This is a genomic window from Enterobacter sp. BIGb0383 (assembly GCF_003751845.1).
Classification (GTDB): domain Bacteria; phylum Pseudomonadota; class Gammaproteobacteria; order Enterobacterales; family Enterobacteriaceae; genus BIGb0383.
Genome location: NZ_RJKQ01000001.1, coordinates 1,005,531 through 1,026,585 on the forward strand (window position 1 = coordinate 1,005,531; position 21,055 = coordinate 1,026,585).

19 protein-coding genes are annotated in these 21,055 nt (G+C 55.8%); 1 reads left to right on the forward strand and 18 read right to left on the reverse strand.

Going from position 1 to position 21,055, the window contains the following annotated elements:
* Window positions 1–5: 5 nt before the first annotated feature.
* The 14 genes from cheB to flhD all read right to left on the reverse strand — a co-directional run bounded on the left by cheB (window position 6) and on the right by flhD (window position 14,896).
* Window positions 6–1,055: a protein-glutamate methylesterase/protein glutamine deamidase gene (gene cheB / locus EDF81_RS04880; protein ID WP_123346767.1), complete on the reverse strand. Its 1,050-nt coding sequence runs from the start codon at window positions 1,053–1,055 to the stop codon at window positions 6–8.
* Window positions 1,052–1,918, reverse strand: a complete 867-nt coding sequence (cheR, locus tag EDF81_RS04885) for a protein-glutamate O-methyltransferase CheR (RefSeq protein WP_123346769.1) — start codon at window positions 1,916–1,918, stop codon at window positions 1,052–1,054. Before cheR ends, cheB begins: the two co-directional genes overlap by 4 nt.
* 228 nt (window positions 1,919–2,146) lie before the next feature.
* Window positions 2,147–3,817 (reverse strand): methyl-accepting chemotaxis protein II, encoded by a 1,671-nt coding sequence (tar, locus tag EDF81_RS04890; protein ID WP_123346771.1) that lies wholly within the window; start codon window positions 3,815–3,817, stop codon window positions 2,147–2,149.
* Between the two features lie 93 nt (window positions 3,818–3,910).
* A complete protein-coding gene (locus EDF81_RS04895; RefSeq protein WP_123346773.1) occupies window positions 3,911–4,867 on the reverse strand; it encodes a spore coat U domain-containing protein in 957 nt (318 codons plus the stop codon).
* Window positions 4,867–7,254 carry a fimbria/pilus outer membrane usher protein gene (locus EDF81_RS04900; RefSeq protein WP_123346775.1) on the reverse strand — a complete coding sequence of 796 codons (2,388 nt, stop codon included), beginning with the start codon at window positions 7,252–7,254 and terminating at the stop codon, window positions 4,867–4,869. The genes EDF81_RS04895 and EDF81_RS04900 overlap by 1 nt, the downstream gene beginning before the upstream one ends.
* A complete protein-coding gene (locus EDF81_RS04905; RefSeq protein WP_123346777.1) occupies window positions 7,230–7,988 on the reverse strand; it encodes a molecular chaperone in 759 nt (252 codons plus the stop codon). The genes EDF81_RS04900 and EDF81_RS04905 overlap by 25 nt, the downstream gene beginning before the upstream one ends.
* Before the next feature lie 16 nt (window positions 7,989–8,004).
* Window positions 8,005–8,553 carry a spore coat U domain-containing protein gene (locus EDF81_RS04910; protein ID WP_123346778.1) on the reverse strand — a complete coding sequence of 183 codons (549 nt, stop codon included), beginning with the start codon at window positions 8,551–8,553 and terminating at the stop codon, window positions 8,005–8,007.
* A gap of 13 nt (window positions 8,554–8,566) precedes the next feature.
* A complete protein-coding gene (locus EDF81_RS04915) occupies window positions 8,567–9,133 on the reverse strand; it encodes a spore coat protein U domain-containing protein (protein ID WP_123346779.1) in 567 nt (188 codons plus the stop codon).
* 336 nt (window positions 9,134–9,469) lie between these two features.
* The gene (cheW, locus tag EDF81_RS04920; protein ID WP_123346780.1) at window positions 9,470–9,973 is read right to left on the reverse strand and encodes a chemotaxis protein CheW; all 504 of its coding nucleotides are present in this window, start codon (window positions 9,971–9,973) and stop codon (window positions 9,470–9,472) included.
* Window positions 9,974–9,995: 22 nt separating this feature from the next.
* Window positions 9,996–12,017 (reverse strand): chemotaxis protein CheA, encoded by a 2,022-nt coding sequence (gene cheA, locus EDF81_RS04925; RefSeq protein ID WP_123346781.1) that lies wholly within the window; start codon window positions 12,015–12,017, stop codon window positions 9,996–9,998.
* Between the two features lie 4 nt (window positions 12,018–12,021).
* Entirely contained in the window at window positions 12,022–12,951 is a 930-nt protein-coding gene (gene motB, locus EDF81_RS04930; RefSeq protein WP_123346782.1) for a flagellar motor protein MotB, read from the reverse strand.
* Window positions 12,948–13,835, reverse strand: a complete 888-nt coding sequence (motA, locus tag EDF81_RS04935; RefSeq protein ID WP_123346783.1) for a flagellar motor stator protein MotA — start codon at window positions 13,833–13,835, stop codon at window positions 12,948–12,950. Before motA ends, motB begins: the two co-directional genes overlap by 4 nt.
* A 129-nt stretch (window positions 13,836–13,964) precedes the next feature.
* The gene (flhC, locus tag EDF81_RS04940; RefSeq protein ID WP_123346784.1) at window positions 13,965–14,549 is read right to left on the reverse strand and encodes a flagellar transcriptional regulator FlhC; all 585 of its coding nucleotides are present in this window, start codon (window positions 14,547–14,549) and stop codon (window positions 13,965–13,967) included.
* The gene (flhD, locus tag EDF81_RS04945) at window positions 14,546–14,896 is read right to left on the reverse strand and encodes a flagellar transcriptional regulator FlhD (protein WP_221180806.1); all 351 of its coding nucleotides are present in this window, start codon (window positions 14,894–14,896) and stop codon (window positions 14,546–14,548) included. The genes flhC and flhD overlap by 4 nt, the downstream gene beginning before the upstream one ends.
* 802 nt (window positions 14,897–15,698) lie before the next feature.
* Here flhD and uspC point away from each other — a divergent pair.
* Window positions 15,699–16,127: a universal stress protein UspC gene (uspC, locus tag EDF81_RS04955; protein ID WP_123346790.1), complete on the forward strand. Its 429-nt coding sequence runs from the start codon at window positions 15,699–15,701 to the stop codon at window positions 16,125–16,127.
* Window positions 16,128–16,156: 29 nt separating this feature from the next.
* On the opposite strand, the gene otsA is transcribed toward uspC, so the two are convergent.
* From otsA to araG, 4 genes are all read right to left on the reverse strand, one after another.
* A complete protein-coding gene (otsA, locus tag EDF81_RS04960; RefSeq protein WP_123346792.1) occupies window positions 16,157–17,581 on the reverse strand; it encodes an alpha,alpha-trehalose-phosphate synthase in 1,425 nt (474 codons plus the stop codon).
* On the reverse strand, window positions 17,556–18,359 hold the full coding sequence (gene otsB, locus EDF81_RS04965; protein WP_123346794.1) for a trehalose-phosphatase: 804 nt from the start codon (window positions 18,357–18,359) through the stop codon (window positions 17,556–17,558). Before otsB ends, otsA begins: the two co-directional genes overlap by 26 nt.
* Before the next feature lie 170 nt (window positions 18,360–18,529).
* Entirely contained in the window at window positions 18,530–19,510 is a 981-nt protein-coding gene (gene araH, locus EDF81_RS04970; RefSeq protein ID WP_123346796.1) for an arabinose ABC transporter permease AraH, read from the reverse strand.
* A gap of 15 nt (window positions 19,511–19,525) precedes the next feature.
* The gene (gene araG, locus EDF81_RS04975) at window positions 19,526–21,040 is read right to left on the reverse strand and encodes an L-arabinose ABC transporter ATP-binding protein AraG (RefSeq protein ID WP_123346798.1); all 1,515 of its coding nucleotides are present in this window, start codon (window positions 21,038–21,040) and stop codon (window positions 19,526–19,528) included.
* Between the last annotated feature and the right edge of the window lie 15 nt (window positions 21,041–21,055).

Genomic DNA, 21,055 nt, shown 5'->3' on the forward strand with positions numbered 1-21,055 from the left:
CCTCGTTAAATACGTATTGCCTGTCCGGCACTGATTTTCGCCAGCATTTGCTGGCTTACCTGGCTAAGATCGACCACTTCGCTAACGCCACCCATATTGATAGCTTCACGCGGCATGCCGAACACCACACAACTTGCTTCATTTTGCGCAATCGTCCAGGCGCCAGCCTGGTGCATCGCTAACATACCGGCAGCGCCGTCATTGCCCATCCCCGTGAGAATAACCCCCACGGCGTTGCGCCCTGCGTGTTTCGCCACCGAATGAAACAGCACATCAACGGACGGACGATGCCGGTTAACCGGATCCCCGTCGTGAATTTTTATCTGATAGTTCGCCCCGCTGCGGGCCAGCTCCATATGCCGGTCGCCCGGTGCAATATAGGCGTGTCCCGGCAGGACGCGTTCGCCGTCTTCCGCTTCTTTTACCGTGATCTGGCACAGCTTGTTCAGACGCTCGGCAAAGGATTTGGTAAAACCTGGCGGCATGTGCTGCGTAATCATGATCGCCGGGCTGGAGAGCGGCAGCGGCTGCAGCACGTGGCGAATCGCCTCCGTTCCACCGGTCGACGCGCCGATGGCGAGCAGTTTTTCCGAGCTCAGCAGCGGGCCAGCCTTCAGCGTGGTCGGCGCAGCAACCGGTTTATGCGCGGCCAGTCGCGCCCGTGACGCGGTGCGGACTTTTTCCGCGATCATTTCGCTGTACGCCAGCATCCCTTCGCGGATCCCCAGCTGGGGTTTGGTGACAAAATCAATCGCCCCCAGCTCCAGCGCGCGCAGCGTCACTTCCGAACCTTTACCGGTCAGCGAGGAAACCATCACCACCGGCATCGGGCGCAGACGCATCAGCTTCTCAAGAAAATCAAGCCCGTCCATACGAGGCATTTCAACATCGAGCGTCAGTACGTCGGGGTTGAATTTTTTAATTAAATCCCGCGCCACCAGCGGGTCGGGTGCCGTGGCCACCATTTCCATATCACTGTGACTATTGATGATTTCCGTCATGATTTGACGCATCAGTGCGGAATCATCAACGGACAGTACCCTGATTTTACTCATGCTTTATCCTTACTCAGCGCATAAACTGTCTGCCCACGCAGGCTAAACTCGCGCACAAGGTTACTGAAGTTCTCCGAGTGCCCGGCAAACAATAATCCGTCAGGCTTGAGCTGAGGCACGAACCGATGCAGGATATCCTGCTGAGTCGTTTTATCAAAATAAATCATTACGTTACGACAAAATATCGCGTCGAACGGCCCCGGCACATTGTATTGCTTGTCCAGCAGGTTAAGCGGCGCAAACTCAACGAGGTTTGCCAGTTCCTGCCGGACACGGACCAGCCCCTGATGTGGGCCCGTTCCGCGCATAAAATAGCGCTGCATCTGCTGCGGCGATAAGGTCTTCAGCTCTTCCTGACGATAAACACCCGCCCGCGCTTTTTGCAGCACTTCCGTATCGATATCGCTGGCATAGACTTTCCAGCGGCCGGGCGCGGTCCCCAGGGTGTCAGCCAGGGTAATCGCCAGGGAATAAGGTTCTTCACCGGTAGAGGCCGCGGCGCTCCAGATCCGGTATTCACCACTCTTCTTGCGTGCGTGTTCCGCGAGGATCGGAAAATGGTGCGCCTCGCGGAAAAACGCCGTCAGGTTGGTGGTCAGGGAGTTAATAAACGCCTGCCACTCCGCGCTGTTCTGGTTCGCTTCCAGCATGCTCAGGTAGCGACCGAAATCATCCAGTCCGAGCGTACGCAGACGACGAACGAGGCGGTTGTACACCATGTCACGTTTATGGTCTGCCAGCACAATGCCCGCACGCTGGTAAATTAACTGACATATCCGACGAAAGTGCGTGTCGGACAGCGCGAGGCGCTGTGTCATTTGCAACATTAATGACGTTTGCCCGTTGGGCAGCGATGTTGTCATAGCGCCTTCTTAACCACGTATTCAGGTGACAATGGGTACTGCCTCAAGCGATACCTGTTCTTGTTGTAAAACACTGCTTTTATCCAGTTTAAATCGCATCAGTCACGCTGATGAAAAGACATCACCCATTTTTTTGTGAGTTTAGCGCAATCTCGTACCGGGTATCCGCCACATGAGAGGTCTGATTACCCCCTATTTTCGCGGTTTCGACTCCCCGATAGCGATGAATTAAAACGTCTCCCAGTTATCATCCGCCCCGCTGGCCGTCGCCGGACGCGGGCGATATGACGCTTCCGCCGCGCTCGCACCCACATTTGCCGAACGCTGGGACGCGGCTGATGTCGTGACTGAGCTCAGGCGAAACGCGGAAACTGCCTGCTTCAGACGACCGGCCTGTTCCTCTAACGCCGCCGCTGCGGCTGCAGACTCCTGCACCAGAGAGGCGTTTTGCTGCGTGACGCGGTCCATTTCAGAGACGGCCAGCGCAACCTGGTCGATACCGCGACTCTGTTCATCCGACGCGGATGCGATTTCACCCATGATGTCGGTGACGCGCGTTACGGCGTTAACGATATCGGTCATGGTTTCTCCCGCGCTCTCTACCAGCACCGAGCCGGTATCCACACGTGAGACGGAATCTTCAATAAGCGCTTTAATCTCTTTTGCCGCCTGGGCACTGCGGCTGGCCAGGTTACGCACCTCGCCTGCCACAACGGCGAAGCCGCGACCCTGCTCACCGGCACGGGCTGCTTCGACCGCGGCGTTAAGCGCCAGAATATTGGTCTGGAAGGCAATGCCGTCGATCACGCTGGTGATATCGGCAATTTTCTTCGAGCTTCCGGCAATCTCATGCATGGTTTTGACCACGCCATCGACCACTTTACCGCCGTGCTGTGCGGTTTCAGAGGCGCTTTTCGCCAGATGGGAAGCCTGACGTGCGTTGTCGGCGTTCTGTTTCACCGTGGCGGTTAACTCTTCCATGCTGGCCGCCGTCTCTTCGAGAGCGGAGGCCTGCTGCTCGGTACGCGAGGAGAGATCGTTGTTGCCGGTGGCGATTTCCGTGGTACCGGAGTAGATCGCATCCGAGCCCTGACGCACATTGGTCACGGTGGTGATCAGCGAGTGCTGCATATGCTCAACGCTTTCCGCCAACTGGGTGATTTCATTTCGCCCGCTAACCTTCAGACGATGCGTCAGGTCGCCGCTGGCGATCTCACGAATATGGCCGATCACGGCCCCTAGCGGATTGAGCAGAATATGGCGAATGCCGTACCAGACCCCGACCAGCACGATAACCAGCGCCAGCGCGAGAATCGCCATCTGCCATTTTGCAAAGACATAATCGTCAACGCTCTGATCGTACGCGGTGCGGTACAGTTCACCGCTCAGGGTGGAGAAGCGGGTCATTGCCTCGCCCAGCCCGTTTTGCATACCCTGCGTCGGTTGAGCGAAGTAGCCATCCATATTGCCGTTCTCAAGGAACTGGATCAGCTCCACCAGCCCGGCATGATATTTCTGATAGCTGGCATCCAGGGCCTGGCTTGCCTCTGCCAGCGACGGCAGGACGGGGGTTTGTTTGAAGGCGTTATAGTGAACAGCCGCCTCATCAAGGGTGACTTTGGCGTTTTTCAGCAGATCGTTTTTTGCACTGCTCTGCTGGTTGTTAGCGTCCATCATCATACGTGCAGATGAACGGCTTAAGTTTATGCGCGTCTGCAGCATCAGCTCCCAGGCTTTCCCCAGTTCAGTTTGCTGTGTGCGCAGGTCATTAGAAACCGCAAAACTCTGCTGGTTTTCTTTGAGCGACGAGAAAAAAAGACCACCAGAAATGAGCTGCAAAAGTGCGAAGACCACCAGCACCATCATCAGCAGAGTGACAACGCGAATACGGTTCAACATACAACACCTTCTCAATGACTTGTTAACGGTGTTATCGGCAGTCCTTAAGGGAACTTTACGTTAGGGAACGCTAAATAATCACCGTGCGTCATATCAGAAAGCGATGTCTACCGTCAGCGTATCCGTGTAGTCCCCGGCAACCGCTGGCGTCGCCTGAGTGGTCAGTACCTTCGCGGTGTAATTGAAGGTTCGGGTCAGACCATCGCTGCCGAGCGTCCCTTCCGTGCTATCTCTGCGTTCGGTTCCGCTGCTGCCCCAGCGATTGGTGGTACTGTTTTTATAGATATCGTAGGCCATTCGGGCGCTACCGTTCGCCATATAGCGCACCCCACCGCTGGGATAGGTGCCGTTATTGATACCGATGGTAAACGTACTTCCCTTAGTGCAGTTGACGGCAATACTCTGCGCAATCGTCGGGAAGTTTTTCACCAGCGGCGCGCTGCCAAACCCGACGGCGGGAGCCGCGATGGTCATACAGTCCCTGGTGACGTTAAGCGTCAGCAATGACGTCCGCAGATTGGTGGTGCTGACATCGCAGGCAAGCCCCAGGATGGCGCAGATGCTATAACCGACATTAAAGTTCAGGGTGACGTTATAGTCACCGGCATTCACCTGCTGACCGGGAACCGTCACAAAAAAGATCGGAATGGTATAGGTACGGGTAGCAAGCAGCGTCAGCAGCGCGGCACCGCTCCATGCATAGCTACCGTTGACGAGGATCTCACTGTTATCAGCACAGTTGGCTTTCGCACACACGCGCACGGGAACCACATCGGTAATAAGCGTGTTGGTGTGCTTCAGGGTTCCTCGGGAACTGGCCGTCGCCGTGGCACCCGTCAACTGCAGCGTGATGGTATCGTTACCCAGCAGGCTTACCGCACTGGAGCAGGCCACCACCAGGTTGGCCGACGTTGACTGGGCCGTGTTGTTGATCTCGACCGAGGTTTTGCTCCCGTAGGCGGCATTAGCCATCGTGACCGTACAGGCGCCCCAGGCCGCAGGGCTGATACCGCCCATCAGCAGCAGAATCAGCCAGAATAGTCTGCGCATTAGTGCCCTCCCCGGCAAATCAACGGCCCGTAAGTTTGCAGTTTTCGCTGCGGATTCGGGGTCAGCGTCAGCGTAACGTTGCAGCTGCTGCCGTCCGGCTTAATGATCCGAAGTGGATTCACATCGGCTAAGTTTTCGAGGAACGTGAGTCCATCATAACCGACCGGAGCAGGTACGCCACCGCCCTGCCGGACCTGGCTGCCCACGGGGATCGCCTCGCCCTGCTCATCATGAAGGATAACGCTGGCCACTCTCTGCTGTTCCATAGGGAATTCAACGAGATAACCACTGTTACGGCGTAACGCCACCCGCCGCTGGGTCTCTTTCAGTCGGGTATCCGCCGGCAGATCGAGGGTATCAATACTGTAGCTCGCCGGGTAATAGGCCGAGACCCCGCTAATCAGGAGATAGCCGTCTTTGTCGGTCTGGCCTACTCGCTGATTTTCATAGCTTACCGGCACGTCCGGGTAGCCGTGGGTGCTGACCACCACGAAAGCATCGTTGACCTTATTGGCAGCGAAAAGCTGGCCATCCATCAGCACCAGCGAGCCCATCGCTTCCCCCCACCAGACCATCTCATCGCTCTGACCATAGCCGCCACCCTGTAATTCAACGGCGCTGTTACGCCAGCCCAGAGTCGCCTGCCGATAGCTATTGGCCTTCGACTGCTGGGCCCACGCCATATTCCAGCTAAAGCCACCGTCGGTCGGCATGCTGTGGTTGTAAGTAATGCGTTCAGAGCGGCCCCGATCGGGAGTTTGTTCCATGGTGAGACCGACATTATCGAGAGCGCCGAACGGGATCTGCAGCGACATAGCGACCGTCCAGTCGCCGACCTGCCGATCGCGACTGGCGGAGAGGTAGAGACTGCTGTTGCCCCACAGATTGCGGCTCCAGGATAAATTAAGCAGCTCGGTACGTTTGTTATCATAGCTACGCACGCCAAACCATGCGGCACCGATATTGCCGAAATCCCCCAGCCCCATCGAGAGTGAATATTGATCGACGCTACGGCTGAGACTCACAATAGGCCGCATATTTTCGTCATAGCGCATCGGTGTGTCATACAGAGCAAGATTACCAAAACCGGTATCGCGACGGGTATGCTGCGTGGTGATACTGAACATGGAAGTGTTGTACTGATAGCCCCAGTTTATCTGCTGTCCACTGGAGCCACGCATCCTGCTTTGGGTCAGAGAGCCATTAACCACCCCAAACTGTCCGAGCTTGACGACCGCGCCACCGCCGCCCAGCGCCAGCTCCTCCGCGCCTTCCACATGGGTTTCCAGCGTCAGGTAGTCTGTGACGCCATAGCGAAGCGAGCCGCTGCCCACCATCGGGCCGTAGTCAAAGTTATCAATTCCGTAGCGACGACGTAGCGCCCCGAGAGTAATAGCCCCGTCGCTAATCCCCGGCTTCAGCAGTTCACTGGTTACGTAGAAGGGCAGCTCGCTGCGGACCTGGCGCCCTGCGGCATCGGTCGTCACGACCACCGCATTGCCTGCACCGTTGATATACGGCAGGTTGGTCAGGGTGAAAGGGCCAGGCTGGAGCCGGGTAGAACCGGCACGATAGCCATCAATAAACAGGTCGACCGCCGTCGGTACCGCGGCTTCGCCGGAAAATACCGGCAGGGGCCAGGTCACCAGGTCCGGGCGCAGGGAGAAGTCGCGACCGTAGCTGATGCCTCCCACGCGTACGCTGCTGCTCCAGACGAGGGAGTCGCTAATCACGTCCCCAACCTTCCACTGAGTGGCATTGTCTTCGTCGGTGAGCGTGAGCGTGGTGTCGTAGCGCAGGTATTTTTCGCTCTGCATCACTTCGCCTGCCAGATAACGGCGGATAAACCCGGTCGATGAGACCGAAACATCGTTATTAAAGTAGCGTAGCTCATGCCACACGTTGGCCTGGCTTCCGCCATCCGGCGTACGGCTGGTGTAAAAATCATAGTTCAGCAGCGCGCCCTTCCCGCTCATGGCATCGACGCGGCCGTTTTGCTCGTTAAACGAGGTCATCCTTTCCGGGAGCCACTCCCGTGGAACAAACAGTAGCAGCCGCTGGGCAACATCGTCATACTCCGTACGCACCTCTTCTAAACTGCTAAGATTGACCTCGCCTGGCGGCAGTTTATCTGCTGGCAACCCCGCTTTCTGCAGGTCCTCATTCGCGACATAGAAGTCGTCCTGTCGACGCGTCGCCGCAACAACCAACTCCGTATCGTAGTAGTTAATCACCAGGCCAAGGTGATACACCGCCTGCGCGTTGATGGTGCTGACATCCGGCGGCGGTGGTAGAGGGTCATCCCCGGTTTCCGCACGTCCGCTGGTTGCCGTAGAGAGCAGGAGCAGGATAGCGGGCACGGTTAGTTGCCTGGCGCAGACTGCCATTGAGCCTTCCGCGCGTTGATTGAGGCCGACATTTCATCAGGCTGTCTGACGCTGGCCGGAAGCGGCCAGCGTCGGGACTCACCCGGCAGTACGTAACCCAGCAGACCTTCAGCCAGGGTCTGCCGCTGGCCATTTTGCCGCAGGATAACCTTACTCAAACGCACATGAACATCGCTGCGGTTGCGGATCTCCAGCGCCGGACCGCCGCTGTCACTGACCACCCGCCAGCTCAGCTGTTTAGGATCGACCAGAGCCACATTGGTGCCGTCGCTATGGGTGGTAATTCCCTGGCCGTAGACGAACAGCGGTATGGAGTAACGCATCTGCAATTTAAGCCCGATTTGCGCTTCTTTATCATCTGCTGGCTGGGGGATTTCATCGACAATAATACGGTAGGCCTGCTCAACACCCGCAGGAGTCGGGGTTTGCCTGATCAGACGTATGAGCTGTTTTTGCCCCTTTTCAACGCGAAGGATTGGCGGACTGGCCACGACATCCTGCTGGGCCTCATAACGTTCAAAGCCCCCTTCCTGCTTCCAGCGCACTATGCGAACCTGCATCGTGGTTGTGGTGTTACCCTGGTTTTCGATCCACAGCTCGGTGGCATTTCTGTCTGCGGATAGCCACGGATCGATCGGCCACAGCAGAATGGTGGCCGCCGCATACGCTGTCCCCATCGACAGGCCCCATGCCAGCACGGCCGCCTTTAGCGCAGTTGATACGCCCACATTCATAGCACTTCTCCCTGGGTTACCATGTCAAGGTCACGGTAAGTTGATCGGTATAGCTCCCTGCCGGGCTAAAGCCACTGAGCTGCACGACGCCGTACAGCGGCAGGCTAATATTGTTACTGTCGGTATAGGCAATCGGAACGGACTGGTTGAGGCCAATTTCACTGTTCGCTGCCAGCGAGCTACTGCTGTAGAGGCGGTAGGCCAGCTGCTGGGTTCCTCCGCTGCGCTGTAGATGCCGAACGCCGCTGTAGTACCCGCCGCCGTTAATTTTCATGCTCAGCGGTTTATTGGGCGTGCAGGCCAGAGAGACCGTAGCGCCGGGCACAAACTGCGCGCTCACCTGCCCGGTCGCCACGCCGCTGCGGGTACCAAAATTGAGCGAACCCAGCGCACCGCCGGTTCCGCTGGTAATGGAGCATCCGGCGACAATCGTAGCCTTGACCTCAAAGTTCTGCGTGGTAATGGCCTGCGCGCCAGAACAGAAGCCCAGCGCTAAAACACCCGAAAAAAAAAGGCATGCAGCCCACCCGATCCCCCGCACGGAACCCGTGACGTTACTGCCCATCAGCGGCTAGTAACTAATAGGTAACGCTGACGTTGATGACGTCGGTATAGACGCCCGGCGCTACCGTTACGCTGTTGCCACCGCCCTGAATACGACCATACAGGGTGTAGTTATTCGTCCCGCCCGTGGTGGAGGCCACCGGAAGCGGAGCATTATTGGCAACCACCGTGTTATAGGTCGCATCGGTATACAGGCTGTACGCCACTCCGGTGGTATTGGCAGCGTTCATCAGATAGCGTGCGGGTGTGCCCGGTGTACCGATTGTGGTCCCTGGTGTTGTCACGTTGGTATTGCTGGTGACCTGAACGGTGTAGCTGGTGGTCGTACACTGGATGGCAAAGGTGTTACCGCTGGCGGCGCCGGTCAACTGGGTGCTCAGGGTAGAAAAAGTCGCAGGCTGTGAGCCAAAGTTCAGGGTACCGAAGTTAATCCCGCTTTGGCTGGGCGAGCCGTTAATCAGGCAGCCGTTGGTCAGCGTCAGTGATGCCGCAATAGAGCCGAGGCTATCGACCGCCTGCGCCTGTTGTCCACCCGCAATCATTACGCATCCCGCGACGATGATAAGACGAAGTCTGTTCATAATGCCGTCTCCAGAAAAAGGTCTGTTAGGGTGTTTTTTGGATTAACCTCAATCTGTTAGCCTTCTTCAGACGACGTTATCCGGGCACCTAATGGCTAATTTAGTTTATGCTGCGGAAATCGACCAACATCGGACCAGTCTTACACGGGTGTAATATTTATCTATTATTTTCAAAGGGATACAAAACTTATTGCAGGAAAAATAAACAGTTACAGAAGAATATATCCATTAATATGTGATCTTCATCACGATATATCGTCCGACATACAGCGACGGGAAACGGGCAAAAAAAACGCCCCCCTTGCGGAGAGCGCTTTGATAACGCACGGCGGGCGATTATGCCGCGGTGCTGGTCGCACTGTCGATCAGCGCCATTTCGTCGCTGTTCAGCAGTTTTTCGATGTTGACCAGAATCAGCATACGCTCGCCGAGCGCACCGAGGCCGGTCAGGTATTCAGTGGACATGGTCACCGCAAATTCCGGCGCAGGACGGATTTGATCGGAGGCCAGCGACAGCACGTCTGACACGCCGTCAACCACGATACCCACTACACGCTGGGTGAGATTCAGTACGATAACCACGGTGTTGTCATCATACTCAACGTCGTCCTGGTTGAACTTCACGCGCAGGTCAACGATTGGCACAATCACGCCGCGCAGGTTGGTCACGCCTTTGATGAAGGAAGGCGTGTTAGCGATGCGGGTAACCTGGTCGTAACCACGAATTTCCTGCACTTTCAGAATATCAATGCCGTACTCTTCGTCGCCGAGGGTGAAAACCAGAAACTCCTGACCTGATGGCTCGCCAGCCAGTTTTGCTACAGTACTCATACCGGTCATGTTTTTTACCTTCTCAATTCATTCAGGCGGCGGTGTGCGCCACGCGTTGTTCACGATTTAATCCCTGCAGCGCCGATACATCAACGATCAGCGCTACGCTGCCATCACCCAGAATGGTTGCGGCAGAAATACCTGGCACCTTGCGGTAGTTGCTTTCGAGGTTTTTCACCACCACCTGATGCTGACCAATCAGCTGATCGACCAGCAGTGCGTAACGGCGGCCTGCGCTCTGCAGAATAACAACAATCCCCTGCGTCGCCTCGGTTTTTGCACCCTGTACGTCAAAGACTTTCCACAGCTCAACCAGCGGCAGGTACTCACCACGGACTTCCAGTACGCGCTCGCCACCGGCCAGCGGATGCAGCTCTTCGTCGCTCGGCTGAAGTGATTCCATCACCGCGTTCAGCGGCAGGATAAAGACTTCTTCGTTCACTTTCACCGACATCCCGTCGAGGATAGCCAGCGTCAGCGGCAGGAGGATACGGATAGTGGTTCCGGTGCCCTGCTTAGACTGGATCTCAACGTGGCCGCCCATCTCCTGGATGTTACGTTTCACCACGTCCATGCCGACGCCGCGTCCGGAGACATCGGTCACCTGCTCTGCGGTGGAGAAGCCCGGCGCGAAGATCAGCATACCGACTTCGTCATCGGTCATATTTTCACTGACCGCCATGCCCTGAGACAGAGCTTTCGCCAGGATACGATCGCGGTTCAGACCGGCACCGTCATCGGTGACTTCGATGCAGATGTTGCCGCCCTGGTGCTCCGCTGACAGGGTCAGGTTACCCGTCGCAGGCTTACCGGCTTCGATGCGTTTTTCCGGTGATTCGATCCCGTGGTCAAGACTGTTACGCACCAGGTGCGTCAGCGGGTCGATAATGCGCTCGATAAGGCTCTTATCCAGTTCGGTGGAGCTACCCTGCAGGGTCAGTTCAACCTGTTTGTCCAGTTTACTGGCCAGGTCGCGAACCAGGCGCGGGAAGCGGCTAAAGACATATTCCATCGGCATCATACGGATGGACATCACCGATTCCTGCAGATCGCGGGCGTTGCGCTGCAGCTGACCCATGCTGGTGATCAGGTCCCCGTGGGTGACCGGATCCAGCTCATTAGAGCGCTGGGCCAGCATAGACTGGGTGATCACCAGTTCGCCCACCAGGTTAATCAGCTGATCGACCTTCTCAACCGCCACGCGGATGCTGGTCGATTCGCTGGCGCGCGCGGCCGGTTTTTCACGGCCCTGAGGGGCTTCGTTTTTCACGGCTTTCAGCACCGGGGCGCTGGCGGCAGGCGCCGGAACAGCAGCCGGTGCGGCAGGTTCTGCCTCGGCTGGTGCAGGCGCGGCCTGCGCTTCACCCGCTTCGAAAGCAATCTGGTCGGCTTCAATGACGAAGCAGAGTACGGCCACGATATCATCCTGACCAATGCTGCCTTCGAGGTTAGCCGCCAGCGAGTCTTCGGTTTTGACGACCTGGCTCAGGGTGGCCAGATTGCCCAGTTCTTCTTCCAGCAGGTCCGGTTCACCGGCCTTGAGGCGAGAAATAACCACGCGCAGCGGTGCCGCTGCGGCCGCAGCCTGCGGCGCAACGTCGGTGTCATTGTCTACAACCGCCAGTTTGGCGGCGCCAGCCGGCTGTGGTGCCGCTTCACCCTTGGCTTCCAGCGCGAGCTGGCGCAGGGCGTTGCAGATATATTCATAACTGGCAGCATCCGGCTCCTGCGAGCTTTTATAGGCGTCGAGCTGTTCCTGCATAATATCTTTGGTTTCCAAAAACAGGTTGATAATGTCAGTGCTGAGTTGCATATCACCACGACGGGCATCATCCAGCAGGTTTTCCATCAGATGCGTGGTGCCCTGCAGGATACTAAAGCCGAAGGTCCCGGCTCCGCCCTTAATGGAGTGTGCCGCACGGAAGATAGCGTTAAGCTGCTCCGAATCGGGGGCTTCCGGTGCCAGGTCCAGCAGATGCTGCTCCATATCCGCCAACAACTCGTCGGCTTCATCAAAAAATGTCTGGTAAAAATCGCTAATATCCATGCTCACGCTATCACCTCTGATCGGCTTGTGGCGATGTTGGAACGGCTGCCTGTGGGCTTGCCGCAGGCTGTTGTAATTCACTCAAAGGTGCATTCTGGCTTTCCGCATTCTCATGCAGAATTGCTTCTTCCGTCTGTTTGTTCAGTACCAGGATACTGATGCGACGGTTGACAGCTTCATCCCCGCCGCGGTCGGATAGGCTCATTGTTGACGCCATTCCTACCACGCGCAGAACTTTTCCATCATCCAGGCCGCCGGTGACCAGCTCGCGTCGTGACGAGTTGGCGCGTTCGGCCGAGAGTTCCCAGTTGCTGTAGCCTTTTTCGCCACCGGCATACTGGAAGTCATCGGTATGACCCGACAGACTGATTCGGTTTGGTATTTCATTCAGCACCGGGGCAATAGCGCGGAGAATATCGCGCATATAGGGCTCTACCTCGGCACGGCCGGTTTTAAACATCGGACGGTTCTGGCTGTCGATAATCTGGATACGCAGCCCTTCCTGCACCAGATCTATCTTCAGATGCTGTCGCAGGGCGCGCAGTTTAGGATCCGCTTCAATCAGCTGATCCAGCTCGCCACGAATTTTCATCAGGCGGCTCTGCTCCATGCGACGTTTCAGTTCGTCGATGTTTGGCTGTTTCTGCACTTCCCCCTGCTGCTGCGTCACATCATCACCGCCGCCCGGAATCGGGCTATCGCTGTTGGCGATACGCTGCCCTCCGGTAATCGCCGTCGCCAGCGGCGTACGGAAATACTCGGCGATCTGAATCAGCTCTTTCGGGCTGGAGATCGAGATGAGCCACATCACGAGGAAGAACGCCATCATCGCGGTCATAAAATCGGCGTAAGCGATTTTCCACGAACCGTGTGAGCCGCCTCCGTGGCCTTTATGTTTACGCCGTTTGACAACGACTATCGGATGGGACTGGTTTTTCATGCGTCCTCAGTCGTCGTCTGCTGCGACGGGTTTTTAACCGCACGAACGTGCTCTTCCAGTTCGATAAACGACGGGCGTTCGCTGGAGTAAAGCGTTTTACGACCAAATTCGACGGCGATAGGCGGTGCGTAGCCATTCAGATTCGACAGCAGCGTAATTTTCACGCACTGCATCATCTTGGTGGTTTCCGCGCTCTTCTGACGCAGTACCGTGGCCAGCGGGGAGATAAATCCGTACGCCAGCAGAATACCGAGGAAGGTTCCCACCATCGCGTGGGCAATCAGCGCGCCGAGTTCCGCCGCCGGGCGATCTGCGGAGGCCAGGGCGTGAACCACACCCATTACCGCCGCAACGATACCGAACGCCGGGAGTGAGTCACCGACCATCGCCAGGCTGTTAGCCGGCACTTCGGCTTCGCTTTCGTGGGTCTCGATCTCTTCATCCATCAGCGCTTCGATTTCGAAGGTGTTCATGTTGCCGCTGATAATCAGGCGCAGGTAGTCGATGATAAAATCGAGCATGATGGCATCGGCGAGAATACGTGGATAGCTGGCGAAGATTTCACTTTCACGCGGGTTTTCGATATCGCGCTCCAGTGAGAACATCCCCTGCTGGCGTGACTTGGCCATCAGGCGATAGAGCAGCGCCAGCAGATCCATGTACATGCCTTTGGTGTATTTCGAGCGGCGAAACAGCAGTGGGATCGCCTTCATGGTGCCCTTGATGGCTTTACCGTTGTTGCCAACGATGAACGCCCCGACACCCGCTCCGCCAATGATGACAAGCTCGGCTGGCTGATAGAGAGCCCCAAGGTGTCCGCCGGTCATCATATAACCGCCAAAAACTGTAACGATAACAACCAGGTAACCCAATATGATAAGCACGACATCATCCTTCCGCTAATGATTTGGCAGGGATGTCAGGTCAGAACGGCGTTTAACGCGTCAGGGCGGGCAAAAAAAAAGCAGCGGTAATTTCTCACCGCTGCTGGAGTGTTGCCCACACCGTTTAGGTTAAACGGCCTGTTTGACCTGTTCATCCAGCAGTTGTGGATTTATATCGGCAGTCTCGCGGATAAGTTTACGTCTTTTTACTGCCCTGGATGGCGGCTGACATAAACTACAGGCGAAGCTACCTGCTGGTTGGTGGGCATGAGTGATGAAGTTGCCACCACAGCAATTGCAGCGAGACAGTTCAAGCATTCCGCTTTCGACGAAACGCACCAGCGTCCAGGCACGGGTCAGGGCTAACAGCGGGCCGCTTTCCTGTTGTGGGCACTGTTCGAGATAGAGTCGGTAGGCTTTGATGACCGCATCGACACCGCTGCACAGCCCTGTTTTCAGCAGGAACTGCCATGCGTTACAGAACATTGACGAGTGAATGTTCTGCTCCCAGGTCATAAACCAGTCGGTGGAAAACGGCAGCATGCCTTTCGGCGGCGGGCTACCGCGTAATTCTTTGTACAGCTTGATAAGACGGCCGCGGCTGAGCTGCGTTTCGCTTTCAAGCATCTGCAGGCGAGCGCCGAGACTGATTAACTCCATCGCCAGCTGAATGTCGCGCGCTTCGCGGACAATGCTTTTTTCGCTCATAATCAGGCCCTTTTTTTCCTGGCAGCGTCATCTGTCTGACCGGTGCCGTTGAGAAGCCGTGTTGAGAGCAGAATGCCGGTGTGGACCTGTTGCAGATCGTCCACGCGAGAATCTTGAGTCAGGCGATTGATAGTCTGATGATTGTCAAAACGGAACTGGCAAATCAATTGATTCGTTTCGGCCAGTTTGACCATCTGCGGCAGGCTAAGCTCACCGAGCGTTGAGGCCATATCTTCGTTGATACCGAGACGGAACATGGCTGAAGCTTTGTCCTGACTAATCAGACGCTGTGCGAGCAGTAAATACGACAAGTTGATGTCGTAGATATGTTTGAGCAACTCGGATGTATGCATTTTTCCCATCCAGAATAACCAACCATTATTTTATGCGGCCAGGCCGCACCCCGTGATGTCGCCGGAAAAAACCGGTAATAAAAACGAAAAGGCAAAAATGCATAGCTGAACTTAGGTAAAAACGCGTATCGGCCGGTTTGTGTAACCACGTAGGTTTTGTATAGCCTGACACGCTTTTAATCATTTCTTACAAATAACTAAGACTTTTCCTAATTCGAGGCAACTGTACTCGCCAGTCATGCCACATACAATGCAGCCAGGTCGTAAATTTGGAAATAATGTGATCCACGTCACATAATTTAGGCCATTATGACCAATAAATCCATCACTTCAGCTTGTCAATCGTTCGAAAAACGCGCAATTGACCCTCTTTTCTATTCCTTTTGTGCGAATACACATGCAGATCTTTAAGATTAGGACTTTTCTGGTCACAAAAACCGCAAGTGGCCAGGGGTTAGCCATATGTTAATTTCTACAATAGAAACAAAGTGAAAGATGCGTCATAAAATCAACACATTATAGCTCCAGCCCGATCAACCCATCGGCCTGGACTATCATGTTGCAAATGTTAATTTCATCATCAAATAAATTAACATGGCTATTCGTAAGTCCTTAAATTTAGCTTAAATTCGAAAGTAATCATAACAATTCTGCAATATCAATTATTCTTAACATAAGAATAATTAATGAATAATTTGGTTTAGCGCACATAACACACACATTGCCGTATTGCGCTTCCCTGGAAAACGGAGTAAGTGTCAACAGTGACGCACGTCTTTGGCGCCTGAAAAGGAGTTAAAAAATGTCCTGGTCACATCTTCTGGTCGCTGTCGCTCCCTCCCCGGAAAGTCATCTGCTGGTCAGCAAAGCGGTTGCGCTCGCGAGGCCCAGCAATGCGCGGGTTAGCCTGATGACGTTTACCCGCGATCCTGAAATGTACAATCAATTTGCCGCCCCGATGCTGGAGAATATGCGGGAACTGATCCTGGAGGAGACGCGCAACTTTCTCTGCGAGTTAATTCTCAACGCAAATTATCCGATTAACGACGCGATCGTTGCCACCGGCGAGCTCGGAGAACATATTCGCCATTTTTGTCAGCAGGAAAAGGTCGACCTGGTCATTTGCGGTAACCATAATCAGAACCTGCTCGCCCGCACGCTCTGTTCTGCAAAGATTATTATAGCCGACAGTCAGGTCGATGCCCTGTTGGTTTCACTCCCTGAAAACTAAACACCCCGCACAGGGCGGGGTGTGAAGACTCAGGCGAGACGCGGAAAGGTCGCCACTTTATTCTGCAGCTGGCTTTCTTCGCTGCGTGGCGTAATCCGCTTTAGATCGTCAATAAACCGCGCCTGCCAGCGTTCAATATCGTTTTCCCTTATCGCCTCCAGCATTTCGGCATGGCGTGATATGCGCTCCGCCAGCGGCATCGTAATCGCCCTGTCCAGCGCCGCCGCCATATCATCGCGATCGTAAGGGTTGACGATCAGGGCCGACGTCAGCTCATTTGCCGCACCGGCAAACTGCGACAGCACCAGCACGCCCGGGTTAGCGGGATCCTGCGCGGCAATAAACTCTTTCGCCACCAGATTCATTCCGTCGCGCAGCGGCGTCACCAGCCCGACATCGGAGTAACGGAAAATCTTCATCAGCAGCTTGCGGTCAAAATGCTGATTCAGGTAGTACAGCGGGGTCCAGCCCAGCTGACCATACTGGCCGTTAATGCGACCCGCCGCGGTTTCCAGCTGATGCCGGATATCCTGATAGGCCTGCACCTCCCCTCGCGAGGTGGGCGCAATCTGCGTATAGCGGATCTTGCCGTGGTGCTGCGGATATTTCTCCAGCAGGGTTTCATAGGCCTGAAAACGCTCCGGCAGCCCTTTCGAGTAGTCCAGACGTTCAACGGAGAAGATATTTTTAACGTTTTTCAGCTCGGCCTTCAGCTGCGACAGCTTCGGCGGGAGCGGACCGGACGCCTGGCGGGCAATCTCCTCGGGTTCGATACCGATAGGATAGACCTCGGTGCGGAATGATTTCCCCCAGGCCGTGTGGGATTTGCTGCTGCGCGCGATCAGGCGCGTTTGCCCTGAAACGCCATCAAGGAAGGCCAGCCGGTCATTCTCGGTCTGAAAACCCAGCAGGTCGTAATCGGCCATTTGCTCCAGCAGTTCGTCATGAACCGGCAGCGCATTGAAGATTTCGGGCGTCGGGAATGGAATATGCAGGAAAAAGCCGATGCGATTGTGAATGCCCCGTTTGCGCAACTCGCTGGCAAAAGGTAACAAGTGGTAATCATGTATCCACAGAATGTCATCCTCTTTCAGCAACGGCAGCAGCTTATCCGCCAGCAGCGCATTGACCCGCATATAGCCATCCCAGGCCTCACGCTGAAAGTTGACCAGATCGAGCCGATAGTGAAACGCTGGCCAGAGTACCGCATTGGAGAACTGGCAGTAGTACTGCTCATAATCCTGTTCACTCAGGTTAAACGAAGCCCAGGTAATATTGCCGCGGGTGACTTTTTTAAGCGGCGCGTCTTCATTGCCGATATCGCCACTCCAGCCATACCAGAGGCCGCCTGCGGCTTTTAAGGCACCCAGTACACCTACCGCCAGCCCGCCGGCGCTGGTGGTTTTATCATCCGGCGGGGCAATACGATTAGATACTACGACTAAGCGACTCATAGCCATCCCTCCTGTTTGTTTGCGTACCCTTCTGCGATGGGTTATCAATCAGCGCCAGCAGCCACTGATGGACTGCGGCGACATTATCCAGACGCCATTTTGCGTCCGTCTCTCCCTGCCCGACTTTGACGGCATAGCCGCCCATCTGGTTAATCACCTTAAAGCCGGTTTCATCCGTCAGATCGTCGCCGATAAACACCGGCGTTTTATTCACGAAAGGGGTTTCCTGCATAAATGCGCGGATAGCCTCACCCTTATTGACCCCCTGCGGCTTTAGCTCCAGCACGCATTTACCCGGCTGCAGCGCCAGCATGGGCCAGCGCTTAACCAGCCGTTCAGCCAGGTCAGCGATAGCCTGCTGATGCTGCGGCGCCTGGCGATAGTGCAGCGCAAAGGCCATACCTTTACTCTCAAGCGTTGCACCAGGGAGATCCACCAGCGCAGTGCGCAACTGGCTTTCCAGCTCATGAACCAGCGTATCCGGCAAGGTCACACGGTGAGTCTGGCCACTGATGTCACGGCGCTCGGCCCCGTGGACGCCTGCCAGCGGAAAACATCCCGCTCCGGCAAGCGCGTCCAGCTCGTCCATTGAACGCCCTGAAATCAATGCCACCGCGCCGCCGTTGTTCTGTGCCAGCTGGCGTAACGCAGCCTTCACCCCGACGGGGATCGAGACCTGGTGCGGCTGGGGTTTGATATCAGCGAGAGTACCGTCAAGGTCAAAGAAAAAAGCGTGTGTTCCGGTAAGTACAGGCGGTACAGATAACAGGTCAGCCACCCTTACATCCTCCTTAAAAAACCGGCCCGCGGCCGATGGTTAATAAAACATTAGCCATGTAAGTATAGACAGTGTGACGAGCCTCGCCATTTACAACGAAAATCGCCAGCGGTGATGCCGCTGGCGAACAGAACGAGATAGACTTAAAAGTTGGGGCGTTAAAACGCGACTCAGACGGTACGTTTGGCCTTCTGTTTATAGCGGTCAAAAATCACCGCCGCCAGCAGGATCAAACCCCGTACCACATACTGCGAGAATGGCGAGATATTCAGCAGGTTCATGGCATTCTCCACGGTACCGAGGATCAGGATCCCCGCCACCACGTAAGAGATTTTACCGATACCCCCTTTCAGCGATACCCCACCCAGCACGCAGGCAGAGATAACGATCAGCTCGTAGCCAATAGAGGTCATCGGCTGTCCGCTGGTCATGCGCGAGGCGAGGATAATCCCGGCGATAGCCGACACCAGACCCGACAGAACAAAGATAATAATTTTGGTCCGCACCACCGGTACCCCGGCCAGCCTTGCCGCCTCTTCATTACCGCCGATCGCCAGCGTATTGCGGCCAAAGGTGGTTTTATTCAGCAGCAGACCGAAAATCACCAGACAGCCGACGGTCAGCCAGATCGGCGCCGGCAGGCCCAGCCAGTTGGCGTAGCCGAGGGTAAAGAAGCGTTCATCTTCGATCCCCACCGCCTTGCCGTCCGAAATGATATAGGCCAGCCCGCGCACAATCTGCATGGTGGCGAGGGTTGTGATCAACGCGTTGATTTTCAGCTTTGCAATTACAAAGCCGTTCAGCAGACCGCTGAGCACGCCGAGCAGCATCCCGGCTGCAATCCCAATCCACAGGCTTTCGGACAGGTTTATCACCACCGCAGTGGTTACGCCGGCACAGGCAATCACCGAGGCCACCGACAGGTCAAAATCACCGGACGCCAGGCAGAACAGCATCCCGCAGGCCACCATACCGGACATGGAAATCGCCAGTCCCAGCCCTTTCATATTCACAAACGAGGCAAAGTTCGGCACAAAGATGGCGCAGGCCAGGAACAGCACGGCGAATACCACCAGCATGCCGTATTGATCCCAGATGCGCCCGAGGCTTAGCGACGACTTCGGCGCGCCAGATGTAGTAACAGATGACATCACGTTCTCCTCTAATCAGGCTACGGCCTGGCTAACTTTTGGCATTGCAAGGCTTAGCGCCTGCTGTTCATCGGCCTGGTCATGCAGAAGCTCTCCGGCGATTTCTCCTTCGCGCATCACCAGGATACGGTCAGCGACGCCCAGCACTTCCGGCAGGTCACTGGAGGCGAAAAGTACCGCCACACCGGATGCCGCCAGGGCATAGATCACGTTGTAGATTTCATGTTTGGCCCCGACGTCAATCCCGCGGGTCGGTTCATCGAGCAGGATCACTTTCATCTCTTCCGACAGCCAGCGGCCCAGGATCGCCTTCTGCTGGTTGCCACCGGAGAGATTCATAATCAGCTGTTCGGCGCCGGGCGTTTTGATATTCAGCGAATTGATATGGTGGTCGGCGTTGCGCACCTCCCACGCGTTATCGATCAGACAGCCGCCGTGAATATGGCGACGACGGGCGCTGATATTAATGTTGTCACGCACCGAGTGGACCGGAATGATCCCCTCCGCTTTACGATCTTCCGGGCAGAGCATCATCCCGGCGGCGATGGCGTGTGCCGGTTTAGTGATCTTCAGCGGCTCACCGTCAATCCAGACCTGGCCGGAGGTGATTTGCGTCCCGCCAAACAGACCTTTCATTAATTCACTGCGTCCGGCACCGACCAGGCCAAACAGGCCGACGATTTCACCGCTGCGCACGGAGAGGCTGACCGGCGCTCGCACGCCCTTCGCCTTCACCTCTTCAAGACGCAATCTTTCAGGACCGTATTCACGCGGCTGCCAGCCGTAGATATCGCTAAGTTCGCGGCCCACCATCGCCTGCACCAGCCGATCGTGATCCACCTCGTTCATATCCGTGAAGGTGCGCACGTAGCGGCCATCTTTAAAGACGGTAATCGCATCGCTCAGGGCAAAAATCTCTTCCATTCGGTGCGAGACATAAATAATGACGCGCCCTTCGTCGCGCAGTTCGCGGATCACGCGAAACAGATTGTCGATTTCACGTGCCGACAGGGAGCTGGTCGGCTCATCAAAGGCGATAACTTTGGCGTTTCTCGCCAGCGCCTTGGCAATTTCCACCATCTGCCACTGGCCGATGGAGAGATATTTCAGCGGCATTTCCGGGTCGATATCCAGCCCGAGATGCTCCAGCTGCAGCCGCGCCTCATAATTGAGCAGGGATCGGTTAACAATGCCGCCCTTGTGCGGGAGCTGGCCTAAATAGATGTTCTCTGCCACCGACATTTCCGGCACCAGATGCAGCTCCTGGTAGATAATGGCGACGCCCGCATTCAGCGCGGCGGTGGTGTCGGGAAAAACGACCTCTTCGCCGCGTAGAGCCATCGTGCCGCTGCTGGGGGCATAGTTGCCGCTGAGCACTTTTAATAAGGTTGATTTCCCCGCGCCGTTTTCACCCATCAGGGCGTGGATCTGTCCGGCATGGCAATCGAAGCTAATGTCCGACAGCGCTTTGACGCCGGGGAAAGTTTTGCCGATCCCACGGAAAGAGAGATAAGGGGTAGACTGTTGCATAACGACTCCACCAGT

Excerpts from the sequence above, each read along its gene's own strand:
- cheB (WP_123346767.1), bottom strand. The coding sequence starts at position 1,055 with ATGAGTAAAATCAGGGTACTGTCCGTTGATGATTCCGCACTGATGCGT.
- cheR (WP_123346769.1), bottom strand. The coding sequence starts at position 1,918 with ATGACAACATCGCTGCCCAACGGGCAAACGTCATTAATGTTGCAAATG.
- tar (WP_123346771.1), bottom strand. The coding sequence starts at position 3,817 with ATGTTGAACCGTATTCGCGTTGTCACTCTGCTGATGATGGTGCTGGTG.
- EDF81_RS04895 (WP_123346773.1), bottom strand. The coding sequence starts at position 4,867 with ATGCGCAGACTATTCTGGCTGATTCTGCTGCTGATGGGCGGTATCAGC.
- EDF81_RS04900 (WP_123346775.1), bottom strand. The coding sequence starts at position 7,254 with ATGGCAGTCTGCGCCAGGCAACTAACCGTGCCCGCTATCCTGCTCCTG.
- EDF81_RS04905 (WP_123346777.1), bottom strand. The coding sequence starts at position 7,988 with ATGAATGTGGGCGTATCAACTGCGCTAAAGGCGGCCGTGCTGGCATGG.
- EDF81_RS04910 (WP_123346778.1), bottom strand. The coding sequence starts at position 8,553 with ATGGGCAGTAACGTCACGGGTTCCGTGCGGGGGATCGGGTGGGCTGCA.
- EDF81_RS04915 (WP_123346779.1), bottom strand. The coding sequence starts at position 9,133 with ATGAACAGACTTCGTCTTATCATCGTCGCGGGATGCGTAATGATTGCG.
- cheW (WP_123346780.1), bottom strand. The coding sequence starts at position 9,973 with ATGACCGGTATGAGTACTGTAGCAAAACTGGCTGGCGAGCCATCAGGT.
- motB (WP_123346782.1), bottom strand. The coding sequence starts at position 12,951 with ATGAAAAACCAGTCCCATCCGATAGTCGTTGTCAAACGGCGTAAACAT.
- flhD (WP_221180806.1), bottom strand. The coding sequence starts at position 14,896 with ATGCATACATCCGAGTTGCTCAAACATATCTACGACATCAACTTGTCG.
- uspC (WP_123346790.1), top strand. The coding sequence starts at position 15,699 with ATGTCCTGGTCACATCTTCTGGTCGCTGTCGCTCCCTCCCCGGAAAGT.
- otsA (WP_123346792.1), bottom strand. The coding sequence starts at position 17,581 with ATGAGTCGCTTAGTCGTAGTATCTAATCGTATTGCCCCGCCGGATGAT.
- araH (WP_123346796.1), bottom strand. The coding sequence starts at position 19,510 with ATGTCATCTGTTACTACATCTGGCGCGCCGAAGTCGTCGCTAAGCCTC.
- araG (WP_123346798.1), bottom strand. The coding sequence starts at position 21,040 with ATGCAACAGTCTACCCCTTATCTCTCTTTCCGTGGGATCGGCAAAACT.